Annotated in this window: 9 protein-coding genes; all 9 read right to left on the bottom strand. The window is 42.7% G+C overall.

From position 1 onward, the window contains the following. Nucleotides 1-76: 76 nt before the first annotated feature. The 9 genes from H6G28_RS15545 to H6G28_RS15505 all read right to left on the bottom strand — a co-directional run bounded on the left by H6G28_RS15545 (nt 77) and on the right by H6G28_RS15505 (nt 24,269). On the bottom strand, nt 77-2,521 hold the full coding sequence (locus H6G28_RS15545) for a beta strand repeat-containing protein (RefSeq protein ID WP_190671920.1): 2,445 nt from the start codon (nt 2,519-2,521) through the stop codon (nt 77-79). A gap of 86 nt (nt 2,522-2,607) precedes the next feature. Continuing rightward, nucleotides 2,608-5,052: a beta strand repeat-containing protein gene (locus tag H6G28_RS15540; RefSeq protein WP_190671917.1), complete on the bottom strand. Its 2,445-nt coding sequence runs from the start codon at nt 5,050-5,052 to the stop codon at nt 2,608-2,610. A 66-nt stretch (nt 5,053-5,118) separates the two neighbouring features. After that, nucleotides 5,119-7,572, bottom strand: a complete 2,454-nt coding sequence (locus H6G28_RS15535) for a beta strand repeat-containing protein (protein ID WP_190671914.1) — start codon at nt 7,570-7,572, stop codon at nt 5,119-5,121. A 65-nt stretch (nt 7,573-7,637) separates the two neighbouring features. Next, nucleotides 7,638-10,268 (bottom strand): two-partner secretion domain-containing protein, encoded by a 2,631-nt coding sequence (locus H6G28_RS15530; protein WP_190671911.1) that lies wholly within the window; start codon nt 10,266-10,268, stop codon nt 7,638-7,640. 63 nt (nt 10,269-10,331) lie between these two features. After that, entirely contained in the window at nt 10,332-12,779 is a 2,448-nt protein-coding gene (locus tag H6G28_RS15525; RefSeq protein WP_190672028.1) for a two-partner secretion domain-containing protein, read from the bottom strand. A 91-nt stretch (nt 12,780-12,870) separates the two neighbouring features. Further along, nucleotides 12,871-15,318: a two-partner secretion domain-containing protein gene (locus tag H6G28_RS15520; RefSeq protein WP_190671908.1), complete on the bottom strand. Its 2,448-nt coding sequence runs from the start codon at nt 15,316-15,318 to the stop codon at nt 12,871-12,873. An 85-nt stretch (nt 15,319-15,403) separates the two neighbouring features. Further along, nucleotides 15,404-19,546, bottom strand: coding sequence for a two-partner secretion domain-containing protein (locus tag H6G28_RS15515; RefSeq protein ID WP_190671906.1), 4,143 nt, complete (start codon nt 19,544-19,546; stop codon nt 15,404-15,406). Nucleotides 19,547-19,611: 65 nt separating this feature from the next. After that, nucleotides 19,612-22,068 (bottom strand): two-partner secretion domain-containing protein, encoded by a 2,457-nt coding sequence (locus H6G28_RS15510; RefSeq protein ID WP_190671903.1) that lies wholly within the window; start codon nt 22,066-22,068, stop codon nt 19,612-19,614. 461 nt (nt 22,069-22,529) lie between these two features. After that, nucleotides 22,530-24,269, bottom strand: coding sequence for a ShlB/FhaC/HecB family hemolysin secretion/activation protein (locus tag H6G28_RS15505; protein ID WP_190672025.1), 1,740 nt, complete (start codon nt 24,267-24,269; stop codon nt 22,530-22,532). Nucleotides 24,270-24,798 lie beyond the last annotated feature (529 nt).

Raw genomic sequence — 24,798 nt, 5'->3', positions numbered from 1 at the left:
TTACTGAGAATTTGGACTTGAGCCATGACAAAACCTCCGCTTGTTTTGACTTTAGCATTCTGAGCAACCAAAGTGATTAGTTGGCTACGGCAGCACAAGTTAAATCCGGTTGTGTATAGCCACTGTGAATAGCAACTAACTCAATTTTGCCTTGGGCGTTACGTCGCCAGCCAGTTGCTTGCACAAGTGTTGTGGGTGATTTTGGTGTTTGGGCTTGTGCTGGTTTTGTGGTGTGGAATGCAGAGATGTCACGAGTGTCTGACCAAGTGCGATCGCTACTCAATTCCTCTGTGGGATTTTGCGGCACACCACCCCTTCCTGTAGCAACAAAACTACTACCAGTATTCGCAAAACAACCACTGGCAATTTGTTGAGAAGGATCAGTGAAATTTGCTGGTAATTCTACTAAACCAGAATTGGGATCAATGCCAATATTGTTAATTTCTACTGTCCCATTCACCCCAAACTCAGAACTGGCGGTGATATCATTTTCTGGTGTCAGTTGGGAACGGTATTCTAAACCAATAATTCCCTGAGTAGTGATGTTAATATTACCGCCTTTACCTCGCACAGCATTGGCAGTGATATCGCTGTTTTCTAAGCCGATAATAGTGGGTGAATTAATGGTGATATTACCGCCATTACCATTACCGCCTGCGGTGGCAGAAATCAAGCTATTATGACGCATCAGCAAATAATTTTGTAAGTTTAATTTGATATCCCCCCCATTACCAGAGGCAGTGGATGCAGTGATGTTGCCTTGTTTATCTAGAAAAATAGAGTTGGCATTAATCTGCAAATCCCCAGATATACCAGGCCCATCGTTTCTAACAGTGATGTATGCCCCATCTGTGATAATTAATGATGGTGTGTTAATGATTAAGGAACCTGCATCACCTGTAGGAATTGGAGGAAGTCCAAAGAAAGCTTGAGTGATTGGATCGAGAGTTTCTGCCGTGGAAACGATACGACTAGGCGTAATTGATCCTGCACCTCTACCTTCAATATTTACGAATTCAGAAGCATTAATTGTTACACTACCAGATGAACCTGTCGCAACTGTACTAGAACCTAAAAATCCACCGTCTCGAATCACTAATCTGGATGTGTTAACAAAGGTGTTATTGGCATTTCCAGGGCCGAGAGTTGTTGAAGTCAAAGCACTCGGTGACAAGATCATCGAGTTGTTACCAGCAATTTCGATTAAGTCTGCTGCATTAACTCTTACCGTTCCAGCCTGTCCAAGTCCTATGGTTGTAGAGGATAATCCAGCACCATTGAGAAGCCTGAGATTGTCAGTTGAAACTGTAAGATTACCTGCATTAGCGGAGTTAACTGTGGTTGTTGTGATTGAGGATAATCTGATTGGATTGCTAGGGGCAAAGCCACTGATGTCAATTGAACCTGCTACATTGGCTGTAATATTGCCCCCAGATGCTTGGGTAAACATCCGAGTCGAGATTAGTCCACCATTTTGGATCGATAATTGCCCCGCAGATAGAGTAATATCACCCGCTTGAGCAGTTCCTAAATTGTCAATTTGGATAGCACTCCCTATGCTTCCATCGGTGACATTACCGATAAGATTCAAAGACTCCATAGCCCTGATTTTAATACCCTCAGAGGCTGTTGCACCAAAATTTTGGATTACAATAGCAGAACCATCACTCAAGTTGATATTTCGCCCTTGTAATTGAATCGAGCCATTGCTACCACTGGCATCAAGCAGCGATTGGTTTGCAAGGTGGATATCGTTGAATTTTTGTACTGCTGAATAATCTCCCTCCCATCCTGTAATAGTAGGTTTGAGTTTGATTTGACCCTCACTCACACTCCCGATTTCTAGATGTCCACCTCCAGTAACTGCCAAAATCCCACCAGAGAAATTCATCTCATTAGCGATTAGTGCTAAGGTATTGCCTGTCTTAACTTGTAAACCCGTAGGATTCTGAGTGCGATCTAAAGGTGTAAAAACCCCACTTGTGATCCGATGTCCTAAATCCTCGACAGTAATCCCCTGGGAATTTTGACCCATCTGCAAACCAATGGGTACATTCATTGTTAATAATGGGTTAGTGGCAGGATCTACAGCACTAAATTCTGAACCATCAGCAAATTTAATGCTATTAGCAGTTGTGGCAACAAAGGAACCACCAATATTCAAACTGGCATTTTTGCCAAAGATAATCCCGGCTGGGTTGAGTAAAAATAAATTGGCACTATACTGGGCGCGGATTTCACCATCAATGTTGGAAATCTGACCACCAGTCACTCGACTAAAAATATTTTGAATATCAATGTCATTTTCAAATGATGCAGAACCATTTGTCGGGATAGAGAACTGACTAAAGCTATGAAATAAATTGTTGCCGACGCGAGTGCCTTTTGTAATGCTGTAACTACTACTCACATCTGTGTTGAGAGTCCCGTCAGGAGTGACTTGTGCATGAACACCATTGTCGCAAACAGCAGAAATACAGATTGCACAAAAAACGGCAACCCCAGCAAAAGTTAATTTCATAAAATAGGATCTGAATCTTATAGTTTATTCCGTATATATTTTTCCCATTTTGGTTATTTATGTAACATAAAATACTGCTAATTTAACTAATTTTCAGGTATGGACGCACAGGTTAAAGCTATTTGTACTTGAGCGGGTAATTTAGCCGCAATTAATTCAATTTTGCCTTGGGGATTACGTCGCCAAGAAGTAGCTTGGATAAGTGTTGTGGGTGATTTTGGTGTTTGTGCTTGTTGTTTGGTGTGGAATGCAGAAATGTCACGAGTATCCGACCAAATGCGATCGCTACTCAATTCCTCTGTGGGATTTTGCGGCACACCACCCCTTCCTGTAGCGACAAAACTACTACCAGTATTCGCAAAACAACCACTGGCAATTTGTTGAGAAGGATCGGTGACATTAGCTGGTAATTCGACTAAACCAGAATTGGGGTCAACACCAATGTTATTAATTTCCACTGTCCCATTCACCCCAAACTCGGAACTGGCGGTGATGTCATTTTCTGGTGTCAGTTGGGAACGGTATTCTAAACCAATAATTCCCTGAGTGGAGATGTTAATATTACCGCCTTTACCTCGCACAGCATTGGCAGTGATATCGCTGTTTTCTAAGCCGACAATAGTAGGTGAATTAATGGTAATATTACCGCCATTACCCGTACTGCCTGCGGTGGTTGTAATTTTACTGCGATCGCGCATCAGTAGCACATCTCCTACTTGCAAACTGATATCACCACCATTACCCGATTCTGTTTGCGCCTGAATTAAAGCTTGATTTTTCAATTGGATCTGATCAGCAATAATTTGCAGATTTCCGGCATTCCCTGTACCTTGACTAGTAACTGTGACTGTTCCGCCGTCGGTGAGTGTGAGTTTTGGTGTAGTGATACTCACACTACCTGCATTTGCTGATAGTATATTTGGCAACTTAAACAATTGACGTAATTGTGGACTTAAACGCACAACCGAAGAATTGATATTACTGTTATTATTACTACTGCTACCACTAATGGCGATCGCTTCACTAGCATTGATTTGGACATTACCGCCATTACCGATAAAGAATGCAGATGAACCAATAGTGCCACCATTGAGTATTTGCAAAGTCCCTGTATTTAAGATTAAATCTTTGGCATTTCCATTGGCAAATGAAGTAATACTAATGTTGCTGTATAGTCCAAAAGGGTTTTCACCCATGACGGTGGTATTTTGATTGTGAACTATCACCTGACCACTAGAGCCACTACCAAATGTCACTGATGATAATGAACCTCCCCCAGAGATGAGTAAATTATTCCCATTCACCACGATATCTCCAGCCGCTCCTTTTCCATAAGTACTAGTAGCAATGGAGGTTACACCAGTGGGATTGAGGGGTGAAAAACCTGATACTTCTATATCTGCGGCTTGAATCTGAATGTTACCACCGTGAGCAGTTCCATAGGTTAAAGCATTAATTCCTGAACCTTCTTGCATGATCAAGCGGGGAGTAATAACGCTGATATTGGCACTAGATCCAGTTCCCAAAGCTTCCGCACGAATCCAACTACGAATTTTAGCATCGGGTGTAGTGCCAATAATGGCGATCGCTTCTGATGCTTGCAAATTAATTTCCCCCGCCGCCAGATTGCCATAATTCTGCGAGAAAATCAACGAACCATCGGTAAATTTTATATTTCTTCCCCGGAGTTGAACTGCACCGGAGTTAAACCCACTCACATCTAATAGTGACTTCTGCGCTAGTTGAATATCAGCAAAACTTTGTCCTTGCTCATACCCCAACTTATAGCCTTGGGTGATTGGTACTAAACTAACTAATCCTGCTCCTTCCAGACTCCCTAATTCTATTTGACCTTTTGCCGCGCTCAGAGTCGCACCATCCAAACTGATATTTCCACCCACTAATGCCAAAGTTTTTCCTGACGGCACTTGTAATTTTGTAGAGCTAGAATTGGAAATTACAGGAGAAAAAGTATTAAGACTATTTAGGCTATGTCCTGTACCTTGGACTTGTATTGGTGCGGGATAATTACCCATTTGCAACCCAATGGGTACAGTCATTGTTAATAATGGTTTAGCGGCAGTATCCACAGCACTAAACTCTTGCCCATCAGCAAATTTAATACTGTTAGCTGTTGTTGCTACAAATGAACCACCAATATTTATGCTGGCATTTGCCCCAAAAATAATCCCGGCTGGGTTGATTAAAAATAAGTTGGCACTACCATTGGCATTTATGGCACCATCTATATTGGAAACATTACCACCAGTTACCCGACTAAAAATATTCTGAATATCAGCGTCATTATTAAATGATGCAGAACCATTTGTCGGGATAGAGAATTGACTAAAGCTATGAAATAAATTGTTGCCTACACGAGTGCCATCCTTGATACTGTAACTATTGCCACTACTTTCTACAAGCGTTTTGAGGGTGTTATCGGGAGTTACTTGTGCGTGAACACTATTGTTATAAACAGCAAATAAGCTGATTATACTTAGCACACCAAACCCGACAAAAGTTAATTTCATTGATCCAGTTCTTGTTTCTGATTCTGCAATTTATTGTTCCCAATAGAGTCAGTTTTGTAACGGTAATTAATTTTCGGCTACAGATGCACAGGTTAAGGCTGATTTTATCTGCGAAGAAGATTTAGCAGCAATTAATTCAATTTTGCCTTGGGCATTACGTCGCCAAGAGGTAGCTTGGACAAGAGGCTGTGGTGATTTTGGTGTTTGGGCTTGTGCTGGTTGTGTTTGATGGAATGCAGTCAGATTGCGGGTGTCTGACCAAGGGCGATCGCTCCTCACTTCTTGCATCGGATTTTGCGGTACACCACCCCTACCTGTAGCAACAAAACTACTACCAGTATTGGCATTACAACCACTAGCAATTTTTTGGGAAGGATCAGTGATATTTGTAGGTAATTCTACTAGCACAGAATTGGGATTAACACCAACATTTTTAATTTCCACTGTGCCATTAACACCAAATTGAGAACTTGCAGTGATGTCGTTTTCTGATGTGAGTCCGGGACGATATTCTAAGCCGATAATTCCCTGAGTAGTGATGTTAATATTGCCACCACGACCTTGCACTGCATTGGCGATAATATCACTATTTTCTAACCCAATAATCACAGGTGAGTTAATCGACAAATTACCACCATTACCTGTCCCCGCAGAATTGGCAGAAATTAAGCTATCGTGCCGCATCAGCAGGTAATCTTGCAGATTCAAGTGAATATTTCCCCCGTTACCAGAGGCGGTTGAGGCTGAGATACTACCTTGGTTGTTGAGAAAAATTGAGTTGGCGTTAATTTGTATATCTCCAGCTTTACCTGGGCCATCATTTTTCACCGTGACTAATGCGCCATCCTTAACCCGTAATGATGGGGTGTTAATCGTCAAAGCACCTGCATCACCAGTGGGAATGGCTGGTAGCCCATAAATGGCTTGAAAAACAGGGTCGAGAATTTCCGAGGTGGAAGCAATGCGACTCGATGTGATTGATCCAGGTGCGCGACCACTCACCTCGATAAAATCTGAAGCATTAATCGTCACACTTGCTGCTGAACCCTGACCGAGAGTGCTAGATCCGAGAAATCCTCCGTCTCGAATAATTAATCTGGATGTGTTGACCACGGTGTTATTTGCATTACCCATAAAAAGCGTTGACGAAGTAATTGAGCTGGGTAATTTTGAAATAGGGTGATTGCCAGCAATTTCGATCAGGTCTTTGGTATTGACCTGTACTTTTCCAGTTTGTCCAGACGCTACACTAGAAGAACCAATACTACCCCCATTCCCTATTCTGAGGTTAGTGGTAGAAACAAGAATATCACCTGCATTACTAGAGCTAGTGGTGATTGTGACAATCGAAGAGGGGATAGACGGATTACCAGGGACAAAGCCATTCAAGTCCATCAAGCCTTCAACATTGAAAGTAATATTCCCACTAACTGCTTTGGTAAAGATCGAATGCCAAATTTGCCCCCCATCTGCCAGGGAAAGTTGATTAGCTCCAATCAAAATATCTCCGGATGAACCTGTTCCCAAATTCTCAATTTTGATTATGCTGCCTAGTCTTTGGTCTGAAGTATTACCTGTTAAACTCAAAGACTCTGTGGCGTGGACAGTAATTCCTTGTGATTGTTCCCCCAAGTTTTGCAGCACGACAGCCGAGCCTGCGCTCAAGTTGATGTTTTTTCCTTGGATTTGAATTGAGCCATTGCTACCACTAGCATCTAGCAGAGATTGTTGCCCTAGATGGATATTATTAAATTTCTCAACTTGGGAATAATCTCCTACCCATCCTGTCCGAGTAGAATTGAGCCTGACTTTACCCTGTTCCACACTCCCTAGTTCTAGATGTCCACCTCCATTGATTGCCACAATACCACCTGAGAAATTCACCTCATTACCTATTAGTGCTAAGGTATTGCCTGCCTTAACTTGTAAACCTGTAGGATTCTGAGTGCGATCTAAAGGTGTAAAAACATCACCAGTTATCCGATGCCCTAAACCCTCGACAGTAATCCCCCCGGAATTTTGACCCATTTGCAAACCCACAGGTACACTCATTGTCAGCAAAGGTTTATCTGCACCTTGTACCGCACTAAATTCTGTGCCATCGGCAAATTTGATGCTATTGGCTGTAGTTGCGACAAATGAACCACCAATATTTAAGCTGGCATTCTTACCAAAAATAATCCCGGCAGGGTTGAGTAAGAATAAGTTGGCACTACCATTGGCACTAATAGAACCATCTATGTTGGAAATATTACCACCAGTCACTCGACCAAATATATTTTGAATATCGGTAGCATGATCAAATGATGCTGAACCACCTGTAGGTACAGAAAATTCACTGAAACTATGAAATAAATTGTTACCGATACGAGTGCCATTGGTGATAGTGTAATTATTACTGCCAGTCACCAAGGTATTTAGGGTGTTATCTTGAGTTACTTGGGCGTGAACACTATTGTTGTCAATAGCAGATATGCAGATTGCACTCAGAACACCAAACCCAACAAATGTTAATTTCATTCACCGATTTCTGATTTTTTGTTACGTATTAATTGTTCCCAAATTAGTATAGTTTATAACATTTATTAGTTTTCAGCTACAGCAGCACAGGTTAAGCCTACTTGCACCTGACTAGGAGATTGATAGGCAAATAACTCAATTTTGCCTAGGGCGTTACGTCGCCAGCCAGTGGCTTCTACTAGAACTTCTGAGGATTTTGGTATTTGTGCTTGTGCTGGTTTTGTGGTGTGGAATGCAGAGATATCGCGGACATCAGACCAAGTGCGATCGCTCCTCAATTCCTGTGTCGGATTTTGCGGTATGCCACCTCTGCCTGTGGCGACAAAACTACTACCATTGGTATTAGCACAACTACTTGCTATTAGCTGTGATTGATCAGTGACGTTTCCCGGTAATTTCACTAACCCAGAGTTGGGATCAACGCCAATACTACTAACTTCAACTGTGCCGTTTACTCCAAATTGGGAACTGGCGGTAATATCGCTGTCGAGAGTTAGCTGATCACTAAATTTTAGTCCCAAGATACCGCCAGTAGTGATTTGAATATTGCCACCACTTCCCAAGACAGCGTTAGCGGAAATATCGCTGTTTTCTTTTGGTACAGTCACAATCAAGCCTGCATTGATATTGATGTTACCTCCTGTAGACAGGCCGCGAGCATTGGTAGTAATATTACTGCCCTGGCGTAATAACAGGACTTCATTGGCCTGAAGTTGGATATTACCTTGATCGCCTTCATTTACTTCGGAACGCAGACTTGCGCCATTCTTAAGGAAAATTCTGTTGGCGGAAATATTCAGATTACCAGCATCACCATTACCTATATTACTGACGGTTATTTCTCCATCATTGCGAACATTGACTGTATCAGATTTGATATTAATTGACCCCGCCGTAGAGTTAGTTGTTGAAGATGCGGCGATCGCACTATACAGGTAATTACCGTTAACTGTGGTGGGGGAAATTCCTTGGACATCAATGTCTTTCACTTGTAGGTTAATATTACCTGCATTTCCCCGCCCTTGAGTAGAAGCGGTAATCTGTCCACCTTTAGAAACTTGGAGACGATCTGCGGTCAAGTTAATTGTCCCACCAGTACCTGTGACATTCTTACCCACAGAAACCGTAATGCCACTGGCTAGTTGACTCAATTGATCTAATACTGGTTCACTGACAATTACTTCTGTAGCTTGAATATTAATATCTCCCGATGTCCCATTTCCAGCTGCGGCACTGCTAATAATTCCCCCGTTGCTGAGTTGTAACCTTCCAGCCGTAATTGTAATGTCTCCAGCCTGACCTCCCCCAGAAGGTTGAAGCGCGGTGGTTACTCCAGAGCGCAAACCACTGGGTGTTCCTCCAGAAATTTCAAAACTCTCATTAGCGCGGATAGAGACATTACCACCATTCCCGGTAGCAATGAGATTATTCAAGCCCAGAGTTTGCCGCAAGTTAAATATACTGCCACTGATCAATCCACCATCAACAGTACGCAAGCGATTGGTTTCAATGATAATATCGCCACCTTGATTATTTGTTCCCGCCATAATCAAGGTAGTAATATCGGTAGGTACAAAAATACCAGCCGCATTCGGCAGAGGATTAGCCCCGATTACTTCTACATCTGAGGCTCGAATAGTCAAATTTCCGGTTCTGGAGTTGCTACCAAAGGTGGTAGATTGCAACCAAGCTCCATTATTCATGTATAGCTTGCCAGTTTCAATTAATACATCTCCGGCTCGCCCGGTGGCTGGTGGCCCGAATACAGCCCCTACCGAAGTTCCAATTCCTGGATTGAAAATAGGTCTGGGGCTTGAAGCTCCCAACAAATTAATAAATTCCGTGGTTTTGACAACAATACCTTTTCCGACTCCAGACTGGGTAACAGAAGTAATATTTGAGTTTTCTTTAACCGTTAATCCCCGCCCTTGAATTTGGATTGCACCGCCGTTAGTGCCATTAACATTAATCAATGAGCCTTGCTGCAAAGTAATTGTACCCCAGTCAGCCGCAGCCGCAGAACTCCCTAATTGCCATCCTGTTTGATTGTCCATCTTGATGTCAGCATTTCTGACCGCCCACAACTCCACCCGACCATCTGCGGCTCTCAGGGTGGCTTGTGTCATGTCAATTTGACTACCAACCAAAGCCAAAGTTTTGCCAGTAGGAACTTGTAGTGTTCCTTGAACTTGGACAGATCCGGCATCACTTCCCAGTTGCAAACCAATCGGTACCTTCATGGTTAACAAAGGGGATTGAGTTATGTCAGTGCTGAACACATTACCATCATCAAATTTAATCCCATTGGCAGTTGTACCGACAAATGAACCACCTATTCTCAAACTGGCATTTTTGCCAAAAATAATCCCGGCAGGGTTGAGTAAAAATAAGTTGGCATTACCATTGGCACTGATTCGACCATCAATATGGGAAACCTGACCACCAGTCACCCGGCTAAAAATATTTTCTACAGTAGGATCATTACCGAATGATACGGAGACACCTGTAGGGATAGAGAACTGACTAAAGCTATGAAATAAATTGTTGCCGATGCGAGTGCCTTTTGTAATGCTGTAACTATTAACATCTGTGTTGAGAGTCCCATCAGGAGTTACTTGGGCGTGAACACTATTGTTATAAACAACGGATATGCAAAAGACACTCAGCAAACCAAACCCAGCAAAATTTACTTTCATTAGTCAGTTTTTGTGTTTATTACGTATATATTGTTCCCAGTTGGGTAAGTTTTGTAACGGGAATTAATTTTCGGCGACAGCCGCACAGGTTAATGCTGTTGATATCTGCAAAGGTGATTTAGCTGCAATTAATTCAATTTTGCCGTTGGTGTTACGTCGCCAGCCAGTCGCTTGCACTAGTACTTCTGGAGACTTGGGTATTTGGGCTTGTGTTGGTTGTGTGGTGTGGAGTGCAGAGATATCACGAGTATCTGACCAGGTGCGATCGCTCCTAATATCCTGTGTTGGATTTTGCGGTATGCCACCTCTGCCTGTGGCGACAAAACTACTACCAGTATTTACATTGCAACCACTGGCAATTTGTTGAGATGAATCGGTAAAATTGGCTGGTAATACCACTAAACCAGAGTTGGGGTCAACACCAACATTATTTACTTGTACTGTACCATTCACCCCAAACTCGGAACTGGCGGTGATATTGTTTTCTGCTGTCAGTTGGGAACTGTATTCTAAACCAATGATTCCTTGAGTGGTGATGTCAATATTACCGCCTTTACCTTGAAAAGCATTAGCAGTGATATCGCTATTTTCTAAGCCGACAATGATAGGTGAATTAATGGTAATATTACCGCCATTACCTGTACTGCCTGCGGTGGTTGTAATTTTACTGCGATCGCGCATCAGTAGTACATCTCCTACTTGCAAACTGATATCACCACCATTACCCGATTCTGTTTGCGCCTGAATCAAAGCTTGATTTTTCAACTGGATCTGATCGGCAGTAATTTTCAGATTTCCCGCATTCCCAGTACCTTGACTAGTAACTGTGACTGTTCCACCATCTGTAAGTGTGAGTTTTGGTGTCGTAATACTCACACTCCCTGCATTTGCTGTGAGGATATCTGGCAAACCGAACAATTGACGTATTTGCGGACTTAAACGCACAACAGCAGAGCGAATGTTACTATTATAACTAATACCACGACCACTAATGGCGATCAACTCACTAGCAGTGATTTGGACATTGCCACCATTACCAACAAATAACGCAGATGAACCAATTACTCCACCATTTAATATTTGCAAGTTTCTAGTATCTAATCTCAAATCTTGGGAATTGCCGTTAGCAAAGGCAGTCATACCAATAAAACTAGCAAGCCCAAAAGGATTCTCACCAATGACGCTGGTATTTTGATTACGAATCATAATCTGACCAGTAGAACCGCTACCAAATGATACCGACGATAATGGAGATCCTCCAGAGACTAATAAATTATTCCCATTAACCGAGATATCTCCCGCAGATCCTTTTCCAAAAGTGCTAGTGTTAATGGCTGTGACTCCAGTGGGATTGAGGGGTGAAAAACCTGATAATTCTATATCTCCTGCTTGAATCTGGATGTTACCACCCTTAGCTGTTCCAAAAGTTAAAGTACCTATTCCTGAACCTTCTTGGAGCGTCAAACGGGGGGCAATTATATTGATATTGGCACTAGATCCAGTTCTCAAAGATTCCGCACGAATACCACTGCGAATTTTTACATCGGGTGTGGTGCCAATAATAGCGATCGCTTCTGATGCTTGCAAATTAATTTCACCCGCCGCCAGATTGCCGTAATTCTGGGACAAAATCAACGAACCATCGGTAAATTTGATATTTCTTCCCTGGAGTTGAACTGCACCGGAGTTAAACCCACTCACATCTAATAGTGACTTCTGCACTAGTTGAATATCAGCAAAACTTTGTCCCTGTTCATACTTCAATTTATAACCCTGTGTAATTGGTACTAAACTCACTACTCCTGCTCCTCCCAGACTACCTAGTTCTATTTGACCTTTTGCTGCATTCAGAGTCGCACCATCTAAACTGATATTTCCACCCACCAATGCTAAGGTTTTTCCTGGCTGTACTTGTAATTTTGTCAAGCTAGGATTGGGAATTACAGGGGAAAAACTATTGGTTATATCTAAGCTATGTCCTGTACCTTGGAGTTGTATCGATGCAGGATTCTGCCCCATTTGCAAACCAATGGGGACATTCATTGTTAATAATGATTTAGCAGCAGTATCCACAGCACTAAATTCTGACCCATCAGCAAATTTAATACTATTGGCTGTTGTCGCTACAAATGAACCACCAATATTTAAGCTGGCATTTTTACCAAAAATAATCCCGGCTGGGTTGAGTAAGAATAAGTTAGCACTACCATTGGCACTTATTCGACCATCTATATTGGAAATATTACCACCAGTCACTCGACTAAAAATGTTTTGAATATCAGTTGCATTATCAAATGATGCAAAGCCATTACTAGGAATAGAGAATTGACTGAAACTATGAAATAAATTATTGCCGACCCTAGTGCCGCCAGTAATGTTGTAACTACTACTTCCAGACACAGCAGTGCCGAGAGTACTATCGGGTGTCACTTGTGCCTGAACATGGCTGTTACCAATACCCAAGATGTAGACTGCACCAATTAAACCAAAGTTAGCAAAAGTTACTTTCATCATCCAAAGTTGTAATTATCTACCTTGTGTCTAGTCTTCCCAAGATAAATTTTGCTATTTGGGTGGCTGTGTAATTTTATGGTGAGTTTTTTCAGCTTTTATGAACAGCAGCACAAGTTAATGATGGTGCTAAATTTACAGAAGATATATCGGCAATTAATTCAATTTTGCCGTTGGTGTTACGTCGCCAGCCAGTCGCTTGCACAAGTGTTTCTGGAAATTTAGAGATTTGGGCTTGTGCGGGTTTTGTGGTGTGGAATGCAGAGATGTCACGCACATCAGACCAGGTGCGATCGCCCCAAAGTTGTTGCGTCGGATTTTGTGGTATTCCACCCCTACCCGTAGCGACAAAACTACTACCATTCGTATTAGAACAACCACTTGCTATTTGCTGTGATGAATCACTCACATTTGCTGGTAATTCCACTAAACCAGAGTTGGGGTCAATACCAACATTATTTACTTGTACCGTACCATTTACCCCAAACTCGGAACTGGCGGTGATATTGTTTTCTGCTGTCAGTTGGGAACTGTATTCTAAACCAATAATTCCTTGAGTGGTGATGTTAATATTACCGCCTTTACCTTGGAAAGCATTAGCAGTGATATCGCTGTTTTCTAAGCCGACAATGATAGGTGAATTAATGGTAATATTACCGCCATTGCCTTTACTACCTGCGGTGGTTGTAATTTGGCTCTGATCGCGCATCAGTAACACATCTTTTACTTGCAGGCTAATATCACCACCATTACCTGATTCTGTTTGCGCTTGAATTAAAGCTTGATTTTTCAACTGGATCTGATCGGCAATAATTTGCAGATTTCCGGCATTCCCAGTACCTTGACTAGTAACTGTGACTGTTCCGCCGTCTGTGAGTGTGAGTTTTGGTGTGGTAATACTGAGACTACCGGCATTCGCTGTGAGTATATCTGGCAAACCAAACAATTGGCTTAATTGTGGACTTAAACGCACAGCAGAAGAATTGATATTACTGTTATTAGCACTACCACGACCACTAATGGCGATCGCCTCACTAGCATTGATTTGGACGTTACCGCCATTACCAACAAATAACGCAGATGAACCAATTACTCCCCCATTTAATACTTGCAAGTTTCCAGTATCTAATCTCAAATCTTTGGCATTGCCATTAGCAAAGGTAGTGATACTCATATTGCTATACACTCCAAAGGGATTTTCACCCATGACGGTGGTATTTTTGTTGCGAATTATGACCTTACCAGTGGAGCCACTACCAAATGTTATTGATACTAAGGATGCTCCGCCAGACATTAGTAAATTATTCCCATTCACCACGATATCTCCAGCCGCTCCTTTTCCAAAAGTGCCAGTGGTAATGGCTGTGACTCCCGTGGGATTCAGGGGTGAAAAACCGGATAACTCTATATCTGCTGCTTGAATCTGGGTGTTACCACCCTTAGCTGTTCCATAAGTTAAATTACTGATTCCTGAACCTTCTTGGAGTGTTAAACGGGGACTAATAATACTGATATTTGCACTATCTCCAGTTCCCAAAGCATCAGCACGAATCCAACTGGGAATTTTTGCATCAGGTGTGGTACCAATAAGTGCGATCGCTGCTGATGCTTGTAAGTTAATATCTCCACTAGGAAGATTGCCGTAATTCTGGGACAAAATCAACGAACCATCGGTAAATTTGATATTTCTTCCCTGGAGTTGAACTGCACCGGAGTTAAACCCACTCACATCTAATAGTGACTTCTGCACTAGTTGAATATCAGCAAAACTTTGTCCCTGTTCATACTTCAATTTATAACCCTGTGTAATCGGTACTAAACTCACTACCCCTGCTCCTCCCAGACTCCCTAGTTCTATTTGACCTTTTGCTGCACTCAGAGTCGCACCATTCAAACTGATATTTCCACCTACTAACGCTAAGGTTTTTCCTGACTGTACTTGTAATTTTGTGGAGCTAGAATTGGGAATTACAGGGGAAAAACTATCGGTTGCATCTAAGCTATGTCCTGTCCCTTGGACTTGTATCGATGCGGGATGATTACCCATTTGCAACCCAATGGGTACAGTCATGGTTAATAATGGTTTAGCGGTAGTATCCACAGCACTAAACTCTGACCCATCAGCAAATTTAATACTATTAGCCGTAGTTCCGATGAAGGAACCACCAATATTTAAGCTGGCATTTTTGCCAAAAATAATCCCAGATGGGTTGAGTAAAAATAAGTTGGCACTACCATTGGCTTGAATTAAACCATCAATATAGGAAACATTACCGCCTGTGACACGGCTAAATATATTTTGGATATCTGCGGCATTGTTAAAGACTGCGGAACCATTACTGGGAACTGAGAATTGGCTGAAGCTATGAAATAAATTATTACCGACACGAGCGCCATTAGTGATGCTGTAATGATTACTCCCACTCACAGCAGTATTGAGAGTCCCATCAGGAGTGACTTGTGCCTGAACACCACGAGCGCAAACGGTAGAGATGCCGATCGCACCAACAACGGCAAACCCAATAAAAGCTAATTTCATGAGAATATATTTTAATCTTGTATTTTATTCTGTATAAATTCTTCCCTTTTTTGTAGCTTATCTAACATTGAGTCTTTTAAGTAAATTAATTTTGAGGTATTGCTGCACAGGTTAATGCGGTTTGTCCCTGACTAGGAGATTGATCAGCAATTAATTCAATTTTGCCTTGGGCATTACGTCGCCAAGAGGTAGCTTGGACAAGAGGCTGTGGTGGTTTTGGTATTTGGGCTTGTGCAGGTTGTGTTTTGTGAAATGCAGATATATTGCGGGTATCAGACCAGGTGCGATCGCCCCAAATCTGCTGTGTGGGATTTTGCGGTATGCCACCTCTACCTGTGGCGACAAAACTACTACCACTGGTATCTGCACAACCACTAGCAATTTGCTGCGATGAGTCAGTAATATTTGCAGGTAATTCCACTAAACCAGAATTGGGATCAACACTGACATTGTTAATATCGACTGTACCGTTCACACCAAATTGCGAACTGGCGCTGATGTCGTTTTCTGGAGTGAGTTGATGACGGAATTTTAGCCCAAATATACCTTGAGTAGTAATGTTAATGTTCCCACCACGACCACGGACAGCGTTGGCAATAATATCACTATTACCAGTGCCGATGATCAAGGGGGTATTGATAGTAATGTTACCACCATTGCCTGTAGTGCCAGCTTCGGCGTTGAGGAGACTGCGATCGCTCACTCGCAACAATTCAGACAGATTTAACACTAAGTTACCGCCATCACTAGAGACTGTAGAGGCGTTGATTTGAGCATTTTCCTTGAGAATCAATGATCGCCCGGTAATCTCAACCGTCCCACCATTACCAGTTCCGGTGCTGCGACTGGTAATTTGTGAGCCAGTTTGCAAGTTAATGCGATCGCTGGCGGTAATGTTTAAGTTACCTGCTTTTCCTGATTGGGAGGAGGCGGTGGAAACAGTAGCATTGTCAATTAAATCTAAAGTTCCAGTGGTAAATTTCACCGTACCACTGTCACCACTACCCGAAGATTGACTACTAATGGTGCTTTGATTGAGTGCGATCGCGTTAGCTATGACATCGATTGCACCTGCATTACCAATACCTGTGGTGTTACTGGAGATGATACTTTGATTGCTGAGTTGTAAAGTGCCTGTATCCAGTGTAATTTCACCACCCTTACCACTACCACTGGTACTAGCTGAGATTGTACCATTGTTAAGTTCTACGGTGTTAGCTGCCTGAAGCTTGATATTTCCCGCATCGCCACTTTCAGATAAGGATTGACTAGTAATGTTGCTTTGATTAAGTGCGATCGCGTTAGCTTTAACATCAATTGCACCAGCATTACCACTACCTGTGGTGTTGCTGGATATAATACTTTGATTATTTAGTCGTAAATTGCCTGTATTGAGTGCAATTTCTCCACCCTTGCCACTACTACTTGTACTGGCTGAGATTGTACCATTGTTAAGTTCTACGGTGTTAGCTGCCTGAAGCTTGATATTTCCCGCATCGCCACTTTCAGATAAGGATTGACTAGTAATGTTGCTTTGATTGAGTGCGATCGCGTTAGCTTTGACATCAATTGCACCGGCATTACCAATACCTGTGGTGTTGCTAGAGATGATACTTTGATTGTTGAGTTGTAAAGTACCTGTATTCAGGGCAATTTCTCCACCCTTGCCACTACCACTTGTATTAGCTGAGATTTTACCATTGTCAAGTTCTACAGTGTTAGGCACATTAAATATAATATCTCCCGCATTGCCACTGGCAGATGTTGAGGAGTTAATGGAACTGCCATTGAGGAAGGAGAGGCGATTTGTGGTGACATTGACATCTCCAGCTTGTCCAGTACTCTTTGTAGTGGTGAAAATTTGACTATTATTCAATGTCGTTAAACCAGGACTGGTAAGGGTGACATTACCGGCGGAGTCCCTACCTTTGGTATCGCTTTCAATTAGGGTGTTAGTTAGAGTAAGGTTCCCCGCACTACTAATGTTGACATCACCTGATCGCCCTTTGCCATCAGCCGGAATGTTGATTGTGCCTGTTAATGCGGTTCTGATGGTGATTGGTTTACTTGTTTGGATGGCCAGATCAGCGATCGCCAAATCGCCCTGTCCCAAAATCGACACCATCCCTGCCTCAGCAGCAGAAGATGTTGTTACTACTGTCAATCCAGATATCTGGTTTAGAGCATCTAATCTTACAGAACCACCATTGTTTGCAGTTCCTTGGGGCGCAACGCTAAAACTATACAAGTTACTGCCGTTGCCCAAAATATCCCCGTTTTGTGCAGTCAGGGCGATATCACCACCCTGACCGCTATTCCCTACTGCTGAGTATGAGAATGAGTTTAAATTGCTCTGGTTAGAGAGGTTGCCATTGATTGCTGTCAGGGTGATATCGCCGCCATTACCACTATTACCCGTTAAGGAGTGGGACAGGGATGACAACTCGGCTTGGTTAGAGAGTTTGCCATTGATTGCAGTGAGAGTGATATCGCCGCCTTTGCTACCATTCCTCGCCGTTGATTCCATTCGGCCCTGGCTGGAGAGGTTGCCATTGGTTGCAGTGAGGGCGATATCGCCGCCATTACCACTCTTCCCGAATATTGAGTTGGAAAAAGACAATAAACTGCGCTGGCTGGAGAGGTTGCCATTGGTCGTGGAAAGAATTATCTTGCCGCCATTGCCACTTGTACCATAAAAGGTCAACAGGTATGAAGATGCGCCGTCGACAGAAAGATTGCCGTTAGTGGTAGTGAGGGTAATATCGCCGCCATTCCCTCCTTGATTGAGTCCGAATACTGATGAATCTAGACCGCCATTGACAGAAAGATTGCCGTTAGTGGTAGTGAGGGTAATATCGCCGCCACTCCCACTTGTAAGGAATGAAAGAGAAGATGAGTTCACATTGCCATTAATCGAGATATTGCCATTAGCGAACAGCTTGATATCGCCACCATTGCCACTATTCCCAAAATACAACAAAGCCGAGGAATCTAAGTTTCCTGTGACAATATCCCCAGCAGCATTCAGGGTAATTGCACCACCATCTCCCCCTGTTGTATTTGATGTGTTGATACTGCTTACCCTAATACTTCCCGGTGGCAAACCTGCTACTGTCCCCGTCGTGAAGCTCAATTGTGGCAAATTTGCAGTCGGTACTGATGCCACCCCTGCCCGCAAAATCGCCGCCGGCTCAGTTGTGAGTATCAGATAATCTGGGTCGCTACTGGGAACGCTCACATCAGGGCCGGTAATCACAATATTCCCCCCCTCAATACTCCCTGTCGCCTCAATCTTCAATGCTACTCCTGTGTAGTCACCAAACACCACATCCCCATTGGCATAAATTATCGGGTCAAACAAACTCACAAACTTCCCTGGAGTCCCTGCTAAAGTCTGAAATGAAACAGTGCCACCACTGAGAAAATGTGCATCCCCAGAAATATTCCCGTTGCTGATCAACCTCAGATTACCCCCACTCTGAAGTGCTGCTACAGGATGACTCAATGCCAAGATATCAATGTTTTGATTCCCCTGAATTGTTAAGTTTCTCCCGGCTTGGGCGAGAAATGGAATTGTGGCATGATCCCTGATTTGCACTGTGTCTTGGGCTTTGAGGGTTAAATCTCTCCCTGCTATGAGTTGTCCTTGTAAGTCTAGGCTACCTGCTTCTAGTGTTAAATCTTGTCCGGTGGTGAGATGACTCTCGACTCGAATCGGTGCGGAATTCTGCCCCATCTGTAACCCGATTGGTACACTCATTTTTAACAATGGTGTATTACTGGGGTTGGTGGCACTAAATTCTGTACCATCGGCAAACTTTATACTATTGGCTGTTGTAGCGATAAATGAACCGCCAATATTTAAGCTGGCATTTGACCCAAAAATCATCCCGGATGGGTTGAGTAAGAATAAGTTGGCACTACCATTGGCTTGAATTAAACCATCAATATAGGAAACATGACCGCCCGTGACACGACTAAATATATTTTGGATGTCTGCGGCATTGTTAAAGACTGCGGAACCATTACTGGGAACGGAGAATTGGCTGAAGCTATGAAATAAATTATTGCCGATACGGCTACCGTTAGTGATGCTGTAATGATTACTCCCACTTACAGCAGTGTTGAGAGTCCCATCAGGAGTTACCTGAGCGTTTACACTACTGTTGCAAATAGCAGATGTCACAATTGCACCAATTAAGCCCAAACCAGCAATAGTTATTTTCATTAATCTATTTCTTGTGTTCTATTCCATATTTATCTTTCCCCAGACAATAATCTTTTTAACAGTAGTTAATTTTCGGCTACAGCCGCACAGGTTAAGGCTGATGGTATCGGTGAATTAGTATTAGCTGCAACAAGCTCAATTTTGCCTTGGGCGTTACGTCGCCAAGATGTAGCTTGCACAAGGGTTTCTGGTGATTTTGGCATTTGGGCTTGTACTGATTGTGTTTTATGGAATGCAGATATATCGCGGATGTCTGACCAGGTGCGATCGCTATTCAACCCTTGTGTCGGATTTTGTGGTATTCCACCTCTGCCAACGGCAACAAAACTACTACTAGTATTAGCATTGCAACCACTAGCAATTTGCTGAGATGGATCAGTGACATTTCCGGGTAATTCCACTAAACCCGAATTGGGATCAACACCAACATTATTAATTTCCACTGTGCCATTCAAATTAAACGCAGAACTGGCTGTAATATCATTGGTTAAATCTTCTCTTGGAGTCAGAGTATCGCGGAATTTTAGACCGATAATGCCTTGAGTTGTAATGGCAATATTACCGCCCTTTCCTTGCACGGCATTGGCAATAATGTCACTGTTTTCTAGCCCTACAATTACTGGCGCATTAATACTAATATTGCCACCATTGCCACTACCACCGGCTTCTGCACTAATAAAGCCACCATCACGCATGAGCAATAAATCTCGCAGTTGCAGGTTAATGTTTCCGCCTTCGCCTGCTTTTGTCGAGGCTAAAAGGTTTCCACCATTTTTAAGTGTGAGGGTGTTTGCATTAATTTCCAGATTACCTGCTGTCCCAGAGCCAGTATTTTGAACAAAAATTGTCGCACCATCAGAAACGTTAACAATGGGGGCGTTAATAGTAGTGTTGCCGGCATTGGCACGGGAAATTATACTAAAAGCACCAACAGGCAGAACAGCAGTACCAACATAACTGGGGGTTTCGCCAGGTTTTATACCACTCACATCAATTGATTCTGAGGCATTGATAGTCAGTGAACCTGCATTGCCTAAAATTATGCTAGAAGCCGATACTCTCCCACCATCTTGAACAGATAATTTACGGGTGTCAATGTTCAAATTGCCTGCATCACCAGGCCCAAAGGTAGCGGCCGAAACTAAAGTAAAATAACTACCTTTTGGCGCACCTGCACCTAATACCTGGATTGTATCTGCTTTGATATTTAGATCACCGCCCTTACCTGAAGAATAAGGTCTAGCTGCTATATTAGCTCCGGCTGAAACAGATAAATCTTGAGTGGAAATAGCAATATCCCCGCCCTTTCCCTTACCAAAAGAAGCAGCTAGTATTTGACTGACGGCTCGAAAAGCAAGCGGATCGCCTGATGCAAACCCATTGATATCTATTGCATCACTATTGATGATAATGTTACCCCCAGAGCCGGTACTAAATGTGCGGTTTAAGATGTAACCGCCTTGATCAATATTTAACTTCGGGGTATTAACGATGATCTGCCCCGCCGCCGCAGAAGATACGGTGTCATTAACTAAACTGCTAGAACTTATAAACCTAGGGGATTTACCGCTAATATTCAGTGATTCTGTAGCATTTACAACAATATCACCAGCAGCTTGGTTACTTCGATTTTGGACTAACACCAAAGAACCATCACGGATACTTACTTGTTTCCCTTGAATGTTTACAGAGCCGCCATTTCCTCGGCTGAGATCGCGTGTAGATGCTAAAGCGCGTTGGGTAAGGGTAATATCACCAAAACTCGTTATGTTGGGATAACTCAGGGTAAATCCTTGGGAAGTGGAATTGAGAGTAACGTTAGCGTTACTGATGCTACCCAATTCTATTTTTCCTCCCGGTGCAGAAAGTAAACCGCCATCCAAGGCAATATTCCCACCCACTAATGCTAGGGTTTTGCCAGATTGTACTTGTAATCCTCTGGTGCCAATATTGAGTCCAGATATTGAAGATGATGCAAGAAAATTGGCATTGTGTCCGGCTCCTTGAACGGTAATCGCTCCTGGATTACTACCAAGTTGCAAACCAACAGGGACACTCATCGTTAATAAAGCTGGCGATGTGGTATTTGTGGCGCTAAACTTCAACCCATCGGCAAATACTATGCTATCGGCAGTTGTGCCGACAAAAGAACCACTGATGCTTAACTTAGCATTAGCTCCAAATACAATCCCGGCTGGATTTAGCAAGAATAAATTAGCACTACCTTGGGTGCTGATTGTGCCATCGATATTCGATACACTACCACCTGTAACACGAGCAAAGATATTTTGGACAGTAGTGGGATTATTGAATACAACAGAGCCACCTGTAGGTATGGAAAATTGGCTAAAGCTATGAAATAAATTATTGCCGACAAGAGTGCCATTAGTGATGGTGTAATTACCATTCACATCCGTCTTGAGAGTGTTATCGGAAACTACTTGGGCGTGAACACTACTGTTATAAACAGCAGCTATACAGATTGCACCGAGAAAGCCAAATCTACCAAAAGCTAATGTCATGAACCCAGTTCTTGTTTTTGATTCCGTGTTTATTGTTCCCAATGCAGTCAGATCAATTCACTTGATGGATATATAGATATAGCAGTCCTATTTGAGAGATGAACAAAAGAGACAAGGGAGACAAGGTAGACCCGAATTTCTCACGTATGGGTAGCGGGTGTGGAGAGAGGGGAGTGTGGGGGGAAAGATTTTTTCACCATCCTCCCACACTTCCCGGATTTCTCACACCCCTGGATTTCTCACAAGAGAGAAATCCAGGGTAGAGAGATGTTTGTATATCATAGGACTTACGCAGTGAGACGAAAAACCAAGGGTTTTGGGAAGGGTGTAAGAGTTTATGGGTATAGAGGTGTATGTGTCCAAAACTCTTACACCCCATACCCTTTAACCCTTACACCCAGTCTCCGCAGAAAATTTTTGTGCGTAAGTCCTGAATCTATATGCGTCAATCTTGATGGCTATTAAAATAGCGAATACTGCATAGAGAAGTACAATCCGTTTTCTTGGAGCGATCGCTTGTCGCCCTCAACAGAGATAATTGGAATACCCCAATCTAAACGGGCGGAGAAGTTATTCCCTTGTTTCCATAACAACCCAAACCCAGCACCGACTAAGGTATTGGTTGAGGGATTGTCACCTTTACTATTCCAGCCTTGGCCGACATCAACAAATGGTGCTAGTTGTAAGACTCCTTGGATTTTTTTCGCCCGCACAATGGGAAAGCGAAATTCTGAGGAAAACAAGAAGCCGTTATCTGTGAGTAATGTATCTTGGCGATAACCCCGCACGCTTAACTGTCCACCTAATCCAAATTGCTCTAAAGGTACTAAGTTATTGGCGGCTAGTTGTAAATCAGCCCTAGTTAAAAACAAGGTATCTGGAGCAAATTGTCTTACCCACTGTGCTTGTCCTCGCCAACTAAAGAAGCGGCTATCGGGAGCCTCTTCACTCACACTTGCTCCCAACCAATCAACTCCCAAACTAAATTGCGATCGCGCGGCGAAAACTTGTGTGTTGCTGCGCTGGGTATACTCTTGGGTGAAGCGCAAGGCAGAAATTTTCGTTCTGCCATTATCATCGGCTCCAGGAGATAAGGGAAAGCCACCTATATTATCTAAACCAATGATTGTTTGACTTTCTTGGCGGGAGAATGATACCCCTACAGCTAACTCTTGAGTGGGCTTTTGCAGTAATGGTTGACGAAATCCGAATTCGTAGGCGGTGCTATTTGACTGAATATCTAGAACGCTGAAAGGGTCTTCTATAACGTTGTTCCAGCCTTGGTTAACACTAAAAGATACAGCGCCGTTGTGGGCATTCACAGGCAATGTGTAACTAGCGGCAATTGTATTACTACCATTGGTATTGGTATAGCCCACATTCAAGGTATCCCCTAAACCTAATAGATTGGCCTCTTGGATATCTATACCCCGGCGGAAACTACCAACACTAGGCGATCGCCCATTATCCAAGCTGAGTGAGCCTGTGAAGGTGTCGGCTTCTTGAACTTCGACACGTAAGATATTGCGTCCGGGAGTTGTACCGGTTTGCAATTCCGCAGAGAGATTTTTAATGCGTGGATCGAGTCGGAGTAGTTGCAGTTTTTCCAGTAATCGCGGCACATTCAGGGGTTTTCCTGCACCTAGACGAATGCGATCGCGAATGTAGTTGCTATTCAATCGTCGATTACCCACGATTTTGATTTCTTGCAAACTACCTTCTACTACCTGAATTGTCACAACTCCTGCATCTAGTGTTTGGGGTGAAATTAAAGCCCCAGTGGTGACGTAGCCTTTATCGGTGTAGAACTTGCTGATGGCTTCTTTGACTTGTAATAACTCTGCAAAAGATGCTTCGCGCCCAATAAAAGGATCTGTAATCGGCGCAAAATCTTTTGGTGTAAATACTGTGCTACCAATAACTTCAATGCGTTCCACCCGGAATTTAACATTAGGATCATCCTCTCCTGTCGTTGGCTGATCAGGTAATTCCACAGGCGGAAGTAATGGCTCTTTTTCTGATGGCTGTGGTAGCGCATCTGATGGTAAGGGCGTAACCGGAATTTCTTCTATCCTTCCTGGTGGTAAACCTTGCTGGTTGGTTGTTTGGGCGTATACCTGATGATAATTACACAATACTGCGGCAATAACAAACCCGAATGTCAAAGGTTTTAGTATTGTTATGCGCGGCTTACAAATCATTTGATGCTTGTGTGTATGGCTAATTATAAATTTTGTCTTCACACTAAATACCCACGCATAAATATTGAGTCATTTTTCTCGGCAATTATCAAAGTTACTTTTATATTTCAACTGATCAAAGTTGCCTTGCTTCAGTGATGTAAGGAGTATCATATATATATAAGATTACGCTTTATTTTTTACAAATGTACCCAGTGTAAATACTGTTTTTTCTTGATGAAGAAATTTGATTCCGCATGATTACAGATAATCATCAGAAGAACTCTTATCGCGGTATTCCAGCATAACTTTTGTGATCCCGAACAACCCCTTTTAATCTGCCATGTCACAGACTGACTTGAGTTTTATCCTGGGAGTATGGTACATTTAGAATGAGGTTATTTGCTGTAAAAATTGGTTATGGTTATTTTGGCTAAAATTAACGTTTAACCATCAAACTATTAAAGATATCAATACAATTTATCGAATTCTTAGCCAGTCATTCAAAAAACATTGTTATTGATTAGCTATTTTTTAACAGAGATTAACC

The organism is Nostoc sp. FACHB-190 (assembly GCF_014696905.1).
Classification (GTDB): Bacteria; Cyanobacteriota; Cyanobacteriia; order Cyanobacteriales; family Nostocaceae; genus Nostoc_B.
This window is presented reverse-complemented; position numbering and strand designations above follow the sequence as displayed.

Coding starts and splice junctions, on each gene's coding strand:
- H6G28_RS15520 (WP_190671908.1), bottom strand. CDS start 15,318: ATGAAATTAGCTTTTATTGGGTTTGCCGTTGTTGGTGCGATCGGCATC.
- H6G28_RS15510 (WP_190671903.1), bottom strand. CDS start 22,068: ATGACATTAGCTTTTGGTAGATTTGGCTTTCTCGGTGCAATCTGTATA.
- H6G28_RS15545 (WP_190671920.1), bottom strand. CDS start 2,521: ATGAAATTAACTTTTGCTGGGGTTGCCGTTTTTTGTGCAATCTGTATT.
- H6G28_RS15530 (WP_190671911.1), bottom strand. CDS start 10,268: ATGAAAGTAAATTTTGCTGGGTTTGGTTTGCTGAGTGTCTTTTGCATA.
- H6G28_RS15540 (WP_190671917.1), bottom strand. CDS start 5,052: ATGAAATTAACTTTTGTCGGGTTTGGTGTGCTAAGTATAATCAGCTTA.
- H6G28_RS15535 (WP_190671914.1), bottom strand. CDS start 7,572: ATGAAATTAACATTTGTTGGGTTTGGTGTTCTGAGTGCAATCTGCATA.
- H6G28_RS15505 (WP_190672025.1), bottom strand. CDS start 24,269: ATGATTTGTAAGCCGCGCATAACAATACTAAAACCTTTGACATTCGGG.
- H6G28_RS15525 (WP_190672028.1), bottom strand. CDS start 12,779: ATGAAAGTAACTTTTGCTAACTTTGGTTTAATTGGTGCAGTCTACATC.
- H6G28_RS15515 (WP_190671906.1), bottom strand. CDS start 19,546: ATGAAAATAACTATTGCTGGTTTGGGCTTAATTGGTGCAATTGTGACA.